Origin of the sequence: Arthrobacter sp. NPDC057009 (assembly GCF_042673905.1) — a bacterium.
Taxonomy (GTDB): Bacteria; Actinomycetota; Actinomycetes; order Actinomycetales; family Micrococcaceae; genus Arthrobacter.
In genome coordinates, this window is sequence record NZ_JBHUSB010000004.1 from 17,754 (window position 1) to 34,585 (window position 16,832).

Below are 16,832 nucleotides of genomic sequence, written 5' to 3' on the forward strand. Positions count from 1 at the left end.
GGCCGCTTCAGGTCTCCCGCCCCGCTGTGAACGGCAGCCGGTGAAGCCGTTCACCGATCCGGTTGCTTTGCGCCCGTGCCGCACTAAGACGGCGCAGTTCGCGCGTGCGCCGTTCGGCCAGCACGGCAGCGAGGTAGTCGTCGGGAGTGGTACCGGGCGGCGGGGACGGGGCCACATATCCGGACATTTCGGTGGCGAGGGCTGCCGCCATGCCGCTGCGGGACAGCGGGGACATCCGCGGAGCCTGGCGCATGAACTGCGCGGCCCGGCGGCCCAGTGCATCCGGAATCCGGCCGATGTCCGCCGCTCCCGCCCAGGCAGCGAGGTGCCGCGGGGCGAGGGGGACGATGGCCGGTTCCACCGGAACCCGGCGACGCAGCGAGTAGGTGCCGGCCACGATGTCCCCCAGCCGGCGGGACCTGCCGTCGAAGAGGGCGACGGCGATCGCAACACCGCCGAAGGTCAGGTAGATCTCCAGGAAGCCGATCAGCGCCCGGATGACAGCGTGGCGGAACCGGATGGCCCCGCCGTCGTCACGTACTATCCTCAGGCCGGCCGCCAGTTTCCCCAGCGAGAGGCCGCGGGTCAGGGTCTCCACGGTGGCCGGAACAATGACGAAGCACAACACCACGCTGACCAGGGTGAGCGCCCCGGCAGCGGCGGCGTCCAGCTCATCGCGGGCGGCGCCCACCGCCGTCAGTATGCCTATCAGCAGCGCGGACTGCACCACGACGTCGAGCACCAGGCCGAGGGCGCGGGCAGCGAAAGACGCCGGGCGGAGCTCAAGGACGACTGCCTCGCCTGTGATGAGTGGAGTCAATTCCTGCCCCGTACGTTGATCGGCCACCGGTCGCCTAAAGTCTATTCCCCGCAGGCTAGGGTAGGAGCGTGGACATGGACGCCTTCTCCGCCGTCAACTCGGACACCTGGTCGCGCCTGCATGACCTGGCGAACAAGCGGCGCCTGAGCGGGGCCGACGCCGATGAGCTGCTGCGCCTGTACCAGGTGACCTCCGCCCACCTCTCCCTGCTGCGCTCCACCGGGCCGGAGAGCGGGCTGTCGGCGTCCCTGTCCGCCTCCCTGGCGCAGGCACGGACCCGCTTCACCGGTGCCCGGTCGAACTTCATGGAAGACCTGGCGCAGTTTTTCGTTCTGGCGCTTCCGGCCGCCCTGTACCGGATCCGGTGGCTGACCGTGGCCTGCGGCGCCGCGTTCTGCCTTGTTGGCTTCGCCTACGCCCTCTGGATCGGCACCTCGCCCGAGGCCCTGCGCGCTGTCGCCTCGGAAGCGGAGGTCCAGCGGTACGTGACAGAGGACTTCATCGACTATTACTCGGAGAACCCCGCGGCGTCGTTTGCCGGGGCCGTCTGGACCAACAACGCCTGGATCAGTGCCCAAGCGGTGGCCCTGGGCATCACCGGATTCTGGGTGCCGATGATCCTGTTCACCAATGCCCAGGGGGTGGGGGTGGCCGCCGGTATGTTTGCTGCAGTGGGCAAGACCGACGTGTTTTTCAGCTACGTCCTGCCGCACGGGCTGATGGAGCTGACGGCGGTGTTCGTGGCCTGTGCTGCCGGATTGCGGATCTTTTGGGCCATGGTGTCGCCGGGCGCCCGGACCAGGTCCCGCGCCGTCGCGGCAGAGGGACGGTCCATGATCACGGTGGCGCTTGGCCTGGTCCTGGTGCTCTTCGTCTCCGGCCTCGTGGAGGGCTTCGTAACGCCCAGCACCTTGCCGGTGTGGGCGAAAATCAGTATCGGTGCGGCGGTGCTGGCCGCATACTGGTTGTATGTGCTGGTCTGCGGTGCACGGGCCTACCGCAGCGGAGCCCGGGGCGACCTGGGCAGCCAGGACGCCGGCCATACAGAACTTGCAGCATGATTATGACTGCCGGCCGATAATTCCCGCAGGCGGCGGGGTGGCACATCGCGGTGCCGGAGTGGCTGACGGTAGGCTCTTGGGGAGATACGAAGCGCTGCCTGGCCCCGGTTTATCCCGGTACGACAGTGCGTGGACGCCTACGGAAGTGAAGCTGCAGTGAAAGACAATTCTCCGACCCCGTCCGGACGCCTTGATCCGCGGCTGGATCCGGCGGCGAGCCCTGCGCTGGATCCCGCGGAGGACACCGACGAGCCGGCGTTTGAATGGATGAAGCCAGCCCCTGCAGCCCGTGCCGCCGAGGGGGACGGGGCCAGCCCCTCTGCAGCGCGTCCGGAGGAAGCTTCAGCCGGAGCCCAGCCGGAAAGCCGTGCCGACCGCAAGGCTGCGGAGGCGGCGGCCGCCGAAAACGCTGAAAAAGACCAGGATGCGGCAGCAGACCGGAACACCGGGTCCGGCAGCAGCGCGGCGGACAGGCCGGCCCGGGCTGGATCCGCGCTCGCGGGCGCCCACTTCAGCGAACCAAAGCCGACCAGCGAACCAAAGCCGTACAGCGAACCAAAGCCCTACAGTGAACCAAAGCCCTACAGTGAACCACTGCCCACGTCCGCCCTCCAGGTCCGCCCGCCCGAGGAGGAAGTGGAACGCCGGAACGCCGAACGCGAGCAGGCGGCCAGGGCCAAGCCGGTGCTGCCCCGTTTCCTCCAGGTCCTGCTGGCCATTTTCTATCCCATAATCCTCCTGGTCCTGGCCGTGCGCGCCGTGACCAGTCCGCTCTTCCTCTGGGCCGAGTACCACCGGCCCGGTTTCCCCGGCGACGGCTACGGATTCAACTCGGACGACCGCATGACCTACGGCTCCTACGCCGTGGACTACCTGAGCAACTGGTCCGGTCCGCGCTACCTGGGCGAACTGGTTAACCGCAGCGGCGAACAGCTGTTCAAGGACGGCGAGGTCAGCCACATGGCCGACGTGAAGCTCGTCATCCTGTCCGCGTTTGGAGCCGGTGCCCTGCTCATCCTGATCAGCATCATTGCCATCATCTACCTGCGGCGCCGCACCCCCGGGGGAGTGCGCCGGGGTCTGTTTGCCGGCTCCATTGTGACGCTGGTGCTCATCATCGGCCTGGGCACGCTGGCCGTCCTCGGCTGGCAGCAGTTCTTCACCGAGTTCCACCGCATCTTCTTCGCCGCCGGCTCCTGGACATTTGCGCTGGAGGATACGCTGATCCGGCTCTTCCCCGGCCAGTTCTGGATTGACGCCGGCCTGGTCATCGCCGCGCTGGTCCTGGTTACGGCCGTGGTGACGCTGATCCTGACCTGGCCCACCCGCAGGCGCCGCGGACTGGCTCCCGTCCGGAAGGGGCGCAAAGGGGAAAAAGCGGAGGATGAAGCCGGTGCCGATGACTCTCCGGAGCCGGCCACCGTACGGCCCGCCAACCTGTAGCGGTCCCGCGGCGACGCCTGTTAGCCGTACAGCTGCGTTTAGCCGTACAGCTGCCCGATTTCTGCCTCAAAATCCTTGACGACGGCGGCCCTCTTGAGTTTGAGGGAGGGCGTCAGGTGGCCTGACTCCACGGAGAAGGCGGCGTCCAGGACCCGGAACTTGCGGATGGACTCTGCCTTGGAGACGAGGCTGTTGGCACCGTCCACCGCTTCCTGGATGGCACTGCGCACGGCGGGATCGGCGCAGGCCTCGGCGGATCCTGGCACGGGAACGCCGCGCTCCCTGCACCAGTGCTCGAGGCCCTCCGGGTCCAGGGTGACCAGGGCACAGACGAACGGCTTTCCGTCACCCACCACCACGGCGTGGCCCACGAGCCGGTGTTCGCGGATCTTCTCCTCGAGCGGTCCGGGGGCAACGTTCTTGCCGGCGGCAGTGACCAGCAGGTCCTTCTTGCGCCCGGTGATGGTGAGGAACCCGTCGGCGTCGAGGGATCCGAGGTCCCCGGTGCGGAAGAAGCCATCCGTGAACGCCTCGGCGTCAGCCGCCGCATTGGCGTGGTATCCCTTGAACACGCCGATGCCCCTGGCAAGGACTTCGCCGTCCTCGGCAATGCGGATGGTTGTGCCCGGCGCCGGGATGCCCACCGTGCCCACCCGGGTCAGGCCTGCGGTGTTCACTGTGCATGGCGCCGTGGTCTCTGTCAGGCCGTAGCCCTCGAGCACGGTGATCCCCGCACCCCTGAAGAAGTGTGCGTCGCGCGCGTTCAGCGGGCTTGCCCCGGAAACGGCGTACTTCATGCTGCCGCCGAACACCTGGCGCAAGCGGGGATAGACGAGGCGGTCGAACAGCGCGTGCTGTGCCCGCAGGGCGACGCCAGGGCCGCCGCCCTCGCCCCGTGCAACGGAATCCAGCGCTTCCGAGTACCGGACCGCCACCCGGGAGGCTGCAGTGAACAGCCGCGACTTCCCGGCGTCCTTCGCCTTTTGTTCCGCCCCGGCGCGGATCTTCTCGAAGATGCGGGGCACAGCCAGCAGGAAGGTGGGTTTGAAGGTGCGCAGGTCATCAAGGAGCTGCGCGTTTCCCGAGGTGTGGCCGAGCGTCACTCCGGCCGTGAGGCAGACCACCTGAACCGCCCGGGCCAGCACGTGGGCCAGCGGCAGGAACATCAGGGTCCTGGCGTTCTCCTGCTGCAGCAGCTCGGGAAGGAAGGCCACGATGTTCCTGGCCACGAGGGCAAAGTTCCCGTGCGTGATCTCGCAGCCCTTGGGCCGGCCGGTGGTGCCGGAGGTGTAGACGAGGGAGGCCACGTCCGAAAGCGCGGCGGCCGAGCGGTGCCGCTCCAGTTCGGCGTCCGTCACCCCGGCCCCCGCGGCGGCGAGGCTGGCAAGGTTGGGGGCATCGCCGTCGTAATCCATCCGGACCACCGGCACCAGGCGGCCGGCTAGGACGCTGGAGGCCGCCAGGACCTGCTCCAGCAGCCCCGCCTTCTGGCGGTCCTCCACGAAAACACGGCCGGCACCGGAGTCGGACAGGATCCACTCCACCTGGCTCGCCGAGGAAGTTTCGTAGATGGGGACGGTCACGCCCCCGGCAAACCAGATGGCAAAATCCACCAGCGTCCACTCATAACGGGTGGCCGAGAGGACGGCGACGGTGTCCCCGGGTGCCAGACCGCCGGCTATGAGTCCTTTGGCCAGCGCGGTGACCTGGTCCAGGAAATGCCCGGCTGTGATGTTCTGCCAGCCGCTGGCGTCCCGGCGGGCGTAGACGGCGTGTGAAGGATTGTTCCGGTAGCAGTCCAGGAGCAGGTCGGTGACGTTGCTGCTGTCCTCCAGCGCAACCATCAGTTCCGTGCTTGCTTCCCTCACAGGCGGGTCTCCATTTCGTCGATCGTCACGTCCGGGTTCCACCTGCAATCGTGCCTCAGATCCAGGAAGGCATCCACATCCTGAGCCGCCAGTCCTGGTACGTGATCATCTCGGCAGTCCAGACGGGGTAGAAGAAGGCCGAAACCAGCACGGCGGCCACCAGGAACAGGGCAACGCCGTACAGTCCGGAGCGCCGGCGCCACGGCGGATCGGTGCTTTTCCCCAGTACCAGGCCCAGGCAGTACACGAGAGCCAGGACCAGGAAAGGCTCGAAGGACACCGCGTAGAAGAAGAACATGGTGCGTTCCGGGTACATGAACCACGGCAGGTAGCCGGAAGCGACGGCGGCCAGTACGGCGCCGGCGCGCCAGTCGCGCCTGCCGGCCCACCAGAACAGCAGGACCACGAGTGAGATGGCGGCGCTCCACCAGATCAGCGGGTTGCCGACGGACAGGATGGCCGAAGTGCAGGTGGCGAAGTCGCAGCCCGGGGTGCCCTGCTTGGGGGACTCGTAGAAGAACGAGGTGGGCCTGCCCATCACCAGCCAGCTCCAGGCACTCGCCTCGTACGGATGCTCGGAGCTGAGCCCCTGATGGAACTTGTAGGCCTCAAGGTGGTAGTGGGCCAGGGACCGCACCGGGTCCGGCAGCCAGCCCCATTCCGCGCTGGGGTTCGTCTCCGCCCACCGCCGGTAGTAGGCATCCGTGGAGCGGAACCATCCGGTCCAGCTGGCGGCGTAGGTCACGGCGGCCACGGGCACCATGCTGACGAAGGCCAGGAGCCCGTCCTTGATGATTCCGGCGCTGATCCAGCCGCGGATGCCGGCGATCCGGCGGGCGCTTAGGTCCCAGAACACCGTCAGGAGCCCGAAGCCGGCCAGGAAGAACAGTGCCGACCACTTCGTGCCGACGGCCAGGCCCAGGCAGATGCCCGCCACGACCCGCCACCAGCGGACGCCCAGCCACGGCCCGGACAGCAGCTGCAGCGTGGATGGCCTGCCGGTGGGCGAGGCCGCCGCCTGCCTGCCGAGCCTTGCAGCCAGCCGGCGCCGGCCGTCGTCGCGGTCCAGCAGCAGGGCGCCGAACGCCGCCAGGAGCCAGAACATCAGGAAGATGTCCAGCAGCGACGTGCGGGACAGGACGAGGTGATGCCCGTCGACGGCGAGCAGCAGCCCGGCAGCCGCACCAAGGACCAGCGAGCCGAAGAGTTTCTGGGCGATCAGCGCGAGAAGGGCGACGGACAGGGTGCCGGTCAGCGCGGCGGCGAACCGCCAGCCGAAGGGGTTGTCCGCCCCGAACAGCCACATGCCTGCAGCAATCATCCATTTGCCGACGGGCGGGTGGACCACATACTCGGGGGTGTCCAGCAGCACGTTGGGGTTGCCGGCAATGAAGGCGTCGTTGGCCTTGTCCGGCCAGCTGCGCTCATAGCCGCTCACCAGCAGCGAATAGCCGTCCTTGACGTAGTACGTCTCGTCGAACACGAGGCTGCGCGGGACATCCAGCCGGACGAATCTCAGGATCCCTCCCACCGCTGCCGTCAGGGCAGGAATCAGCCAGAACCACAGCCGGAGCGACGGCGGGTAGTCCCGCCAGGTCCGGATGCCGCCGATCAGGCGCCGGGTGAGGGCATCTGCCGTGAATGCTTCCGAGGGACGGCTGATCCAGCGCTTCCCGTGCGGACCGCGGCCTTCCGTGGGGGGTGCAGAAGGCCGGGTGCTTGCTGGTTCGGCCCCGTCAGGCCGCACGGAGGTCTGCGTCACGAGCCCATGCTACCGTTTGCGGCTTGGCAGACCGGTTTGGGGAACCGTTTGGGGGAACGGCCCGGGAGCTGGCCGGGCCGCAGTAGGCTGGATCCGTGGACCAAGAACCGAGCACCGCCCCTGACAGCAGTTCCGACCCGTCCGGCAACGCAAACGCTTCCGGCAGTTCAGAACCGGCCGCGGGCACAGCCGGACGGAGGGAACAGGACCTTCGCGGCGGCGGCCCGGGGCGGATCGTCCTGGCGGCAACACCCATCGGCAACGTGGGCGACGCCTCCTCCCGGCTGGTGGAGCTGCTGGCGACGGCGGACATCGTGGCGGCCGAGGACACCCGGCGGCTGCACCGCCTCGTGCAGAGCCTGGATGTCGCCGTGAGCGGGCGCATCATCAGCTACCACGAGCACAACGAGGCCACCAAGACCGCCGAACTCCTGGAACAGGTCCGCTCCGGAAAAACACTTGTCATGGTCACCGACGCCGGCATGCCCGCAGTCTCCGACCCCGGCTTCCGGCTGGTCGAAGGCGCCGTGGCCGCCGGCCTCACGGTCACGGCCGTCCCCGGCCCGTCAGCCGTCCTTACCGCCCTGGCTCTGTCCGGCCTGCCCACCGACAGGTTCTGTTTCGAAGGGTTCCTGCCGCGGAAGGCCGGCGAACGGGCTGCCAGGCTTGCGGATCTCGACGCCGAACGCCGCACCATGGTCTTTTTCGAGGCACCGCACCGGCTCGAGGCCATGCTGCGGGCGCTGCACGAGCGCTTCGGCCCGGACCGGCGTGCGGCGGTCTGCCGGGAACTGACCAAGACCTACGAGGAAGTCCTCCGCGGCTCACTGCGGGAAATGCTGCAGTGGGCAGAGGCCAATGAGGTGCGCGGAGAAATCGCCGTCGTGGTGGCGGGCGCGCCGGAGCGGGCGCCCGGATCCCCGGAGGACGGCGTCGCCGCCGTCAACGAACTGGTGGCCAAGGGCGTCCGGCTCAAGGAAGCCGTGGCCGCCGTTGCCGAAGAGACCCGGGTAAGCAAACGGGAACTGTACTCCGCCGTGCTCGCTGCCCGGTGATTTACAGCTCCTTTGGGGCCTCTTTGCCCGCCGCTGGCGGGGAGGAGAGCGGCTGTGCAGCTGCACAACGTATGGCCGGACGGGCAGTGCGCGGATGCGTAGACACTGCCGAGACGCGGGCAGTACCGTGGCATTAATCCAGCCAAGCAAGCAGCGGGCGGCAGGCGGCGGCAAGCCGCGTGCAGGAGCTGCACATAACCGGCAATCCGATTGCTGACGAGGGAGTCACCGTGTCTGTTACTACACAGTCCACCGCTACCGCAGAACGCGAAAGCGAATTGCTCGCGTCTGTTCCCACCGGCCTGCTCATCAACGGTGAGTGGCGTCCCGCGGCGTCGGGCAAGACGTTCGACGTCGAGGATCCCGCCACAGGGAAGGTGCTGCTGAGCATCGCCGATGCCGGCGCCGAGGACGGTGCTGCTGCCCTTGATGCCGCCGCCGCTGCCCAGGAGTCCTGGGCGAAGGTGCCGCCGCGGGAGCGCGGCGAGATCCTGCGCCGGGCCTTTGAACTGGTCACCGAGCGGGCTGAGGACTTCGCTCTGCTGATGACCCTGGAAATGGGCAAGCCGCTCGCAGAAGCCCGCGGCGAAGTCACCTACGGCGCCGAGTTCCTGCGCTGGTTCTCGGAGGAAGCCGTCCGCGCGTTCGGCCGCTACTCCGTCTCCCCGGACGGCAAGTCCCGCCTGCTGGTGACCAAGAAGCCGGTGGGCCCGTGCCTGCTGATCACGCCGTGGAATTTCCCGCTGGCCATGGCCACGCGCAAGATCGCCCCTGCCGTCGCGGCCGGCTGCACCATGGTGCTCAAGCCCGCCAACCTGACGCCCCTGACCTCCCACCTCTTTGCCGCCGTGATGCAGGAAGCGGGCCTGCCGGCGGGTGTCCTGAACGTCATCAGCACCACCAGTGCAGGCGCCACCACCGGCCCGCTGATCAAGGACCAGCGCCTGCGCAAGCTCTCCTTCACCGGCTCCACCGAGGTGGGCCGCCGCCTGCTGTCCGATGCTTCGGAGACGGTGCTGCGCACCTCGATGGAGCTCGGCGGCAACGCCCCGTTCGTGGTGTTCGAGGACGCCGACGTCGATGCCGCTGTCGCCGGTGCCATGCTGGCCAAGCTGCGGAACATGGGCGAGGCCTGCACCGCCGCGAACCGCTTCATCGTGCACGAATCCGTCGCGGACGAGTTCGCGGAGAAGTTCGCCGCGAAGATGAAGGAAATGACCACCGCCCGCGGCACCGAGCCCGAGTCCAAGGTCGGCCCCCTCATTGACGCGAAGAGCCGGGACAAGGTCCACGAACTGGTCACCGACGCCGTCTCCTCCGGCGCCACCGCCGTGCTCGGCGGCGCCCCGGTCGAGGGGCCCGGCTACTTCTACCAGCCCACCATCCTCAAGGGCGTCACCGAGGGGACCCGGATCCTGGCCGAGGAGATCTTCGGCCCCGTCGCCCCGATCACCACCTTCTCCACCGAGGACGAGGCCGTGCGCCTGGCCAACAACACCGAATACGGGCTGGTGGCCTACGTCTTCACGAAGGACCTCAACCGGGGCATCCGGATGGGCGAGCGGCTCGAGACCGGCATGCTCGGCCTGAACGCCGGCGTCGTCTCCAACGCCGCAGCACCGTTCGGCGGCGTCAAGCAGTCCGGCCTGGGCCGCGAAGGCGGCCTGGAAGGCATTGAGGAATACCTCTACACGCAGTACATCGGCATCGCCGACCCCTACGCCGGCTAGGTTTATCCCGGGCTAATAAAGAAACGCACCTGCAGCAGGAAACCTGCTGCAGGTGCGTTTCTTTGCGTTAGAGCGGCCAGCTTTGCGCGAGCCAGGCCAGCGGCGCTGAGCTTTTGACGGCGGCGGCGGGCTTTTGACGGCAGTTGTTCAGCGGGCCGTGGCCCGGACGGCCGCGTATTCCTCACGGGACACCGGGGTGGCATCCGGTGACCCCAGCTCGCTGAGCGGAATCCGGTGCGTTTCCTTGGCGGACCAGGCCGCGATTGCCCCGACGACCGTGATGCCCAAGCAGATGGACCCGACGGTGAGCGGAACGTTGGCCGAACCCGGGGGAGCGACCACCGCGAAGAGGCTCGGCAGGAAGGACGTGATCAGGAGCCCGATGTTCTGTGAGATGGCGAAACCCGTGACGCGGGTGCGGGAGGGGAAGAGCTCCTGGAAGAAGCTGGCGAAAGTGGCGTTCCAGACCTGGTACAGCGTGCCCCACATGAGAATCGCAAGAACGATGGTCAGCGGCACGTTGTTCTGGCTGACCGCGTAGAGGTACCCGTAGGCGAGCGCGCCGGAGCCGAGCGAACCGACGATCATCAGGGGGCGCCGGCCGAAGCGGTCCGAAAGGTCGCCGAACCAGGGAATGAGGGCGAGCGCGATGACGTTGGCCAGCACCGGAATCCAGAGATAGACGGTGGTGCTCATGCCGATGCCATACCCTGGCTGCGTGGCGTAGGCTGCGCCGAAGACCGCCACGGTGACGCCCACAACGTTGACCAGCGTCATGCAGACCGCCCGCAGCACGTTCAGTCCGCTTTCGCGCAGCACCTGGACCACCGGCATCTTGGGAACGTCGCGGTGCGCTTTCTCCTCCACAAAGACGGGTGTCTCTTCAACGCGGCGCCGGATGATGTAGCCGGCGAACACCACCAGGGCGCTGAGGAGGAACGGGACCCGCCAGCCCCAGGCGTGGAAGTCCTCAGCGGACAGCACCGCCGAGAGCGGGAGGAAAACGGCTGCGGCGAGGATCTGCCCGGCCTGGGTGCCCTGCAGGGCGAAGCTGGCGTAGAAGCCGCGGCGGCCGAAGGGGGCGTGCTCCACAATCATGGCGCTGGCCCCGCTCAGCTCCCCGGCAACGGCGAAGCCCTGGACGAGCCGAAGGACCAGCAGCAGGACCGGGGCCAGGATGCCCACCTGGTCGTAGGTGGGAAGCAGGGCCACCGCAAACGTGGAGACGCCCATCAGCAGCATGGCCAGGACCAGGACGTTCTTGCGGCCGTGTTTGTCGCCCCATTGGCCGAGGACGAAGGCCCCGATGGGACGTGCGACGTAGCCCACCGCATACGTGCCGAGCGACGCGATCAGCGCGACGGTCGGGTTTCCTGACGGAAAGAAGACGGTGGGGAAGACCAGGGCCGCGGCCTGGGCGTAGATGAACCAGTCATAGTACTCCAGGGCGCTGCCCACCCAGCCACTGGCGGCAGCCTTCCTGCTGCTCGACCGGCGCGTGCCGGTCTGAATCGATTCAGCAGAGGTCCGCAGCTTGTGTGTGTCGCTCTTCATGTCGTCCTCCTTTGGACAAATCGTCTGTCCCGCCGGATGCGCCCCGTCCTCGGGTATCGGATCCGGCGGGAAGGTCGCGCCCCGCGCCGCCGCCGCTGCTGCAGTCCGCGGACATTGTTGGGATTTCCACCGACTGGATGCCGGGCAGGTTCCTGTGGAATGCGCTTTCCCGTTCCTCAAAGATAAGGTGGCGCCGGTCACATGTCAAACATGGGAAATGCCAATTGCCGGGAGGGCCGTACGTCAATCCTCCCGTTGGGGTTAGCCCTCCCGCAGGCGCCGGAGTCCGGTGCGGGTCCTGCGCCACAGCGCCGAGACGGCGCGCCGCGTCCGGAGCGCTGCCCAGCCGAGCACCCGGAAGGGCCACCCGGCCACGGAGCTCCAGCGGGCAAGGACCGACGGCGGCAGCCAGTCGGCACGGAGCCGGCCCGCGGTGCCGGCATTGCGGCGGAGCGCCTGCCGCACCCGGCTGATGTTCCCGATGGCTGCGTGCGCCGGAAGGCCGCCCGCGGAATCCGGGCCAGAGGGCCGGCCGTACTGGTGTCTTTCGTAGGCATCCGTCAGGACCGTCACGGCATGGGCGGTACCGGCATCAACCGCTTCGGCGGCCACCGTTTCGGCGCCGGCAGCTGCGGCATCAACCGGCTTGGCACCGTGCCTGCCGCCCGGCCCTCCCTCGGCCTGCGGACGCGCGGCGAGCGAAGCGCGCAACCGGGCCGCGAACGTCCGTGGGGTCTCGCTCGGTTCCGGGCGCACGCCGTAGTCCGTGGCCAGATCCTGGAGCTCGGACCAGACGAGCGGGGGTTCCGCCAGCCGGTTCCCGTCGGCACCCGTCCCCCTGAGGCGCCGTGCACGGCGGCTTCCGCGTACCAGGCGGGGTGAGGCGGCCAGCAGGAGCAGCAGCAGTACCCCGGCGGCGGTGTAAAGCACGGGCGCCAGCTGGTTCCCGCCGTCGGCCGTGCCGGTCCCCGGAGCGGGGAGCGGTGCCGGCGCCGGCGCTGACGGTGCCGTGGCACCGCTGCTCGGCACCAGGCCATCGTTGTTCTGTTCGTTGGTGCTGGCCCCGCCGGAGGCCGCGGAGTCCTGTGCGTAGGGCGGCACTACACCGCGTGAGGGTGTGGGCTCAAACGGAACCCAGCCGAGGCCCTGGAAGTACAGCTCCGGCCAGGCATGAGCGTCACGGGCGTCGACTTCGAACTCCGGGAGTGCTCCCTGGCCGGCCACGGACACCGTGGCCCCGGTCAGCCTGCCCGGAGCGTAGCCCACAGCTATCCTGCTCGGAATGCCTTCGAGCCGGGCCATGACCGCCATGGCGGAGGCGAAATGGATGCAGTAGCCGCTCTTCTGGGCCAGGAAGTCCGAGAGCACTGACAACCCGTTGCCGTCATATCCGCCCTGTACGGGGGACTCCAGGGAGTAGGTGAACTCGGGGCCGCGAAGGAACCGCTGGATCGCCATCGCCTTGGCATAGGCGGTCCGGCCGTTTGCGGTGACGGACTCCGCGGTGGTCCGGACGATGTCCGGAACGTTCGACGGCGGCCGGATGAACTCCTCCGGTACGCCCCGGACGGGAGCGGAGGAAGCGTCCAGCAGCTCGGTGGTCAGCTTTGGCACCGCCGATTGCACCAGATACTGCTGTTCCCGCGAGTTGGTGTCGGTTCCCCTGATGCTCAGGGTGGCAGGATCCCAGCTCCACCGCCCGGTCAGCCCGTTGACGGATTCAGGGGCGTACGGGACGGGAAGGTAAGGGCTGGTGAAGTCCCCGGTGTTGACCACTGTCACCTGCCGGGTCTGTTCGGGTGCCAGGACCTCATGGCCCACGTCCATCCGTCCGGTGCCTGCCCGGCGACTGTTGTTCCGGTCGTCCGGGGACCAGGACTCGCCGTCGAAGCGGTCCACCGTAACCGAGCGCAGGTAGAGGGGCGTGGTGGCGTTGGTGGCGTAGGTGATCCTGCCCTCGCCCGTCGGGGTGCGCAGGCTGTTGCCGAGGCTAATCATGGGGTTCAGGCCGGTGGCTGAACCCCAGGGGTTGAGCCGTGAGCCCTGGGGGAACGTGCCCTGGTCGAAGCCCGGAACCACAACCTGCAGCAGCAGGGTGACCACCAGCGCCACGGCTCCCGTGAGGGCGGCCCGCCTGATCTGGCCCGGGTTGCGGGCCGTGTCCGCCTGGGTGCGGGCATCAGGCGCGAACCATTGGCTGGCCGCGAGGATGGCCAGGTAGCCGGCTGCCGTCACCACGAATCCCAGCCACCCAACACTCTGCGGCTTAATCATGGCCGGCACCACCAGCACCGCCAGCAGGCCAAGTCCGCTCGTGGCAGGCATGCCCAGGGGGAGGGCCAGCGCATCCACGAGGATGACGACGAGTCCCAGGGCCGCGCACGTCACCAGGACGATGCCGGCGTTGGGTGCTACCGGCGAGCTCTCAGCCAGCACCGTTTCGCTGGCCCGGCGCAGGTGCCTGCCCAGCGCGTCGAGGGTGGCCTGTGTCGGGAGGAAGCCGGCAATGCTGTCGCGCCGGAAGAAGGTGAACGTCAGGATGAAGGCCAGGGAGACAAGACCTCCCGCGGCCACCAGCAACGGCGGGGTGCGGAATGTGCGCAGCAGGGCCATGGTCAGCGAGACCACCACCACCACGGTCACGACGGGCAGGAACCACGCCCAGCCCCGCAGGACCCCGTTAAGGGACAGCGACGCGCCCAGGACGGACACGGCCACTGCTCCGGACATGACCCACGGAAATGCACCGGCCCCGAACCTCCCGTTGCCGGGGGAGGCGGGAGCGGGCTGCGGCCGGGCCCCCGCCGGCCGTTGCGACGTCAGTGTCATCGCCCTACCTCCGCTCCGCGGCGGACGTCCGCCGCTGCCGTCCACATGGCGGCGTCGCCCTCATCGAAATACGTCCAGGCTGCCGGCAGCGACGTGGAGGCCCCAACGGCAACAGCGCGCCAGCCGCCCCGGCGCAGAGCTTCGAGCACGTCATGGCACTCCGCCGGTTTGTCCGTGATCACCACGGCGAACGCGTTGGCAGCGTAGCCGGCCGCGGGGGCGAGCGCCCGGGCCTCCGCGAGCGGCATCTTCCCCAGGAGTGCCAGCACCGGCCCGCGCATCCGGTGCGCCGCGAGCTTGTCCATGAGCTGGTCGTCAAACACGGACTGTGCCGGATCGGCGCCCGCCGCATGATCCCGGCGGGCGGCATCGTGTTCCCTGCGCCCGTGATGCGGGCCCGTCAGTTGGATCGCGGCGAGGCTTTCGGCGATGGACTGGAGGCCGGCTGCTCCGCTGTACTCGTCGTTGTCAGGCTCGGGGGCCGAGGATGAGCGGCGGAAGGCAGGCTCGCCCGCGGCGTCCAGGAACCGCAGCGAATAATTGAGCTCGGCGAGGTGGGCGCTCACCGACATGGCGGCCGTGACCGCCCACTCAAAGGTGTCACTGGTGACGAGGTCGCTTCCGTCGTCGCCCGGACTGCCGAACACCGCGCCGTAACCCGAGGAATGCGCCACGTACCGGTGATCGAGGATGACCGTGGCCTCGGGCGTGGTGACGGATTCCTCCTGCCGGACCATCAGGTCGCCGTGGCGGGCGGTGGCCGGCCAGTGCACCCGCCGCATCGGATCACCGTGCCGGTATTCGCGGGTCATGACGTCGTCGTCGCTGGGGTTGGCCCTGGTGCGGGTGGCTGTGATGCCGTCGTTGCCGCGTGCGCCGGCAAGGCCGGTGGACGGAAGTTCGACGGCGGCGGGCGTCACGGTGAGCGTGTCGCCGTCGTCGATCGAATGCCTGTGCAGCGACAGCCCAAACGGATCGGTGAACTCCGCCGTCACCGGGCCGATGGTGAACTGTCCGCGCTTTCCCGACCGGAGGTGGTACTCATAGCGGCTGGTGCCGCCGGAGGCGGACCTGGCCGGGAATCGGAAAGCAGGGGAGTCGCCGAACCGTGGCGGCAGACGCTCCTCCATGATGACGCGGCCTGTGCCCAGGCCGGTCCTGGCGATGGCGAGCCGCACCGTGGTGAAGGAGTCTGTCTCAACCGTCGAGGGGCTGAACTCCCGGTACACCCGGAAGCGCGGCTTCACCACCCGGATGCCGGCCAGTGAAACGAGCGGCAGCACCACCAGCAGGACGCCAAGGGCCAGAAGATCGCGGCGCCCCATGATCTGGGCGCACAGCAAGGAGACTGCGCCGGCTGCCAGGAGTCCCCAGCCCCGGGAGCTGAAGAGGTGTCGGGGAAGGCTGTCCAGCAGTGCCACGGTGATGGTCCTGACTAGCGGCTGTGCCTGAGCTCAGGCGTGGTCCGCCTCGTGCTTGCCGTCTCCGTCATTTCCTGGCTGACGGGAATCCGGGACAGTATGCCGCGGATAACGCCCTGCGCGGTCTCGCCCGTGCTGGCGGCCTTGCGGTCCAGGATGATACGGTGCGCCAGCACCGCCTCGGCGACGGCGACGACGTCGTCCGGCAGCACGAAGTCACGGCCATCCAGCGCCGCGGTCGCCTTCGCCGCCCGGAGCAGCTGCAGCAGGGAGCGCGGGCTCGCCCCCAGGCGCAGCATGGCGCTGTCACGCGTGGCACGGCCGACCGCCACGGTGTATTCTTTCACAGCTTCGGAGACGAACACCTGCTGCACGGTGGCGATCATCGCGGCGACATCCGCTGCGGTGACCACCGCCGTGACCCGGGCCAAGGGGGACGTGGCCTGGTGGGTCTCGAGCATTTCGATCTCGGAGTCCTTGTCCGGGTACCCCATGGAGATCCGCGCCATGAAGCGGTCGCGCTGGGCCTCAGGGAGCGGATATGTCCCCTCCATTTCGATGGGGTTCTGGGTGGCCACCACCATAAACGGCTCGCTGAGCCTGTATGAGTGTCCGTCCACCGTGACCTGGTGCTCCTCCATGCATTCGAGCAGGGCTGACTGGGTCTTGGCGGATGCGCGGTTGATCTCATCGCCGATCACGATGTTCGCGAAGACGGCTCCCGGGCGGAATTCGAACTGGCGCGAGGACTGGTTGTAGATGGAGACGCCTGTGACGTCGGAGGGGAGGAGGTCCGGTGTGAACTGGATCCGGCTGACGGAACAGTCGATGGTGCGCGCAAGCGTCTTGGCCAGCATCGTCTTGCCCACCCCGGGAACATCCTCCAGGAGCAGGTGGCCCTGGGCGAGGAGAACCGTCAATGCCAGCTTGGCGGCCTCGGCCTTGCCGTCGATGACAGTGTTGATGGCCGAGAGGATCCGTTCGCTCGCAGCCCGGAAAGCCGGGGCCTCCAGCGGAACAGCCTTGTGTCCGTTGAGGGGGTTGACGTTGCGCGCAGCACTGCCGGTGAAGCCCTGTCCGCCCGGGAGTGCTTCGTCCATCCTGATACGTCGGTGGGGTTCCATCGGCAACCTTTCAGCCCGGAGTGAAGCGGAACGCAGCGGCGGAGGCGTGCCGTTGCCCTCGTTGGGCGCTAACATCCGTCCGTACCAGCGTACTAACACAACTGCCGCGGCTAACAGAGAGTTCCCCGATAATTCGCGGGGAATGCCAAGCGTGAGTAGGCAGGG

General features: G+C 68.3%; 11 protein-coding genes. 4 read left to right on the forward strand and 7 right to left on the reverse strand.

The genetic code is table 11. From position 1 onward, the window contains the following. Positions 1 to 7: 7 nt before the first annotated feature. Complete coding sequence (locus ACFTR6_RS05805; RefSeq protein WP_377957210.1) at positions 8 to 820, reverse strand: RDD family protein; 813 nt, start codon at positions 818 to 820, stop codon at positions 8 to 10. Between the two features lie 68 nt (positions 821 to 888). On the opposite strand from ACFTR6_RS05805, the gene ACFTR6_RS05810 reads away from it, so the two are divergent. Beyond that, positions 889 to 1,881 carry a stage II sporulation protein M gene (locus ACFTR6_RS05810; protein WP_377957211.1) on the forward strand — a complete coding sequence of 331 codons (993 nt, stop codon included), beginning with the start codon at positions 889 to 891 and terminating at the stop codon, positions 1,879 to 1,881. A gap of 156 nt (positions 1,882 to 2,037) precedes the next feature. Next, positions 2,038 to 3,324 carry a TIGR01906 family membrane protein gene (locus ACFTR6_RS05815; protein WP_377957212.1) on the forward strand — a complete coding sequence of 429 codons (1,287 nt, stop codon included), beginning with the start codon at positions 2,038 to 2,040 and terminating at the stop codon, positions 3,322 to 3,324. Positions 3,325 to 3,362: 38 nt separating this feature from the next. Here ACFTR6_RS05815 and ACFTR6_RS05820 read toward each other — a convergent pair whose 3' ends face one another. Together ACFTR6_RS05820 and ACFTR6_RS05825 are read right to left on the reverse strand one after the other, a co-directional pair. Beyond that, entirely contained in the window at positions 3,363 to 5,192 is a 1,830-nt protein-coding gene (locus ACFTR6_RS05820; protein WP_377957213.1) for an AMP-dependent synthetase/ligase, read from the reverse strand. A gap of 55 nt (positions 5,193 to 5,247) precedes the next feature. After that, complete coding sequence (locus tag ACFTR6_RS05825; protein ID WP_377957214.1) at positions 5,248 to 6,954, reverse strand: dolichyl-phosphate-mannose--protein mannosyltransferase; 1,707 nt, start codon at positions 6,952 to 6,954, stop codon at positions 5,248 to 5,250. A 233-nt stretch (positions 6,955 to 7,187) separates the two neighbouring features. On the opposite strand from ACFTR6_RS05825, the gene rsmI reads away from it, so the two are divergent. Both rsmI and ACFTR6_RS05835 read left to right on the forward strand, forming a co-directional pair. Further along, on the forward strand, positions 7,188 to 8,009 hold the full coding sequence (gene rsmI / locus ACFTR6_RS05830; protein WP_076803493.1) for a 16S rRNA (cytidine(1402)-2'-O)-methyltransferase: 822 nt from the start codon (positions 7,188 to 7,190) through the stop codon (positions 8,007 to 8,009). Between the two features lie 230 nt (positions 8,010 to 8,239). After that, entirely contained in the window at positions 8,240 to 9,739 is a 1,500-nt protein-coding gene (locus ACFTR6_RS05835) for an NAD-dependent succinate-semialdehyde dehydrogenase (RefSeq protein ID WP_377957215.1), read from the forward strand. A gap of 147 nt (positions 9,740 to 9,886) precedes the next feature. On the opposite strand, the gene ACFTR6_RS05840 is transcribed toward ACFTR6_RS05835, so the two are convergent. The 4 genes from ACFTR6_RS05840 to ACFTR6_RS05855 form a co-directional block, all read right to left on the reverse strand. Beyond that, positions 9,887 to 11,293, reverse strand: coding sequence for an MFS transporter (locus ACFTR6_RS05840; protein WP_377957216.1), 1,407 nt, complete (start codon positions 11,291 to 11,293; stop codon positions 9,887 to 9,889). Between the two features lie 261 nt (positions 11,294 to 11,554). Then, positions 11,555 to 14,122, reverse strand: a complete 2,568-nt coding sequence (locus tag ACFTR6_RS05845; RefSeq protein WP_377957217.1) for a transglutaminaseTgpA domain-containing protein — start codon at positions 14,120 to 14,122, stop codon at positions 11,555 to 11,557. Then, positions 14,119 to 15,543, reverse strand: coding sequence for a DUF58 domain-containing protein (locus tag ACFTR6_RS05850; RefSeq protein WP_377957218.1), 1,425 nt, complete (start codon positions 15,541 to 15,543; stop codon positions 14,119 to 14,121). Before ACFTR6_RS05850 ends, ACFTR6_RS05845 begins: the two co-directional genes overlap by 4 nt. Before the next feature lie 14 nt (positions 15,544 to 15,557). Beyond that, entirely contained in the window at positions 15,558 to 16,643 is a 1,086-nt protein-coding gene (locus ACFTR6_RS05855) for an AAA family ATPase (protein ID WP_377957219.1), read from the reverse strand. Positions 16,644 to 16,832 lie beyond the last annotated feature (189 nt).

What these genes read in the sequence shown, in the direction of transcription:
- ACFTR6_RS05840 (WP_377957216.1), bottom strand. Translation starts at nt 11,293, where the DNA reads ATGAAGAGCGACACACACAAGCTGCGGACCTCTGCTGAATCGATTCAG.
- ACFTR6_RS05845 (WP_377957217.1), bottom strand. Translation starts at nt 14,122, where the DNA reads ATGACACTGACGTCGCAACGGCCGGCGGGGGCCCGGCCGCAGCCCGCT.
- ACFTR6_RS05855 (WP_377957219.1), bottom strand. Translation starts at nt 16,643, where the DNA reads ATGGACGAAGCACTCCCGGGCGGACAGGGCTTCACCGGCAGTGCTGCG.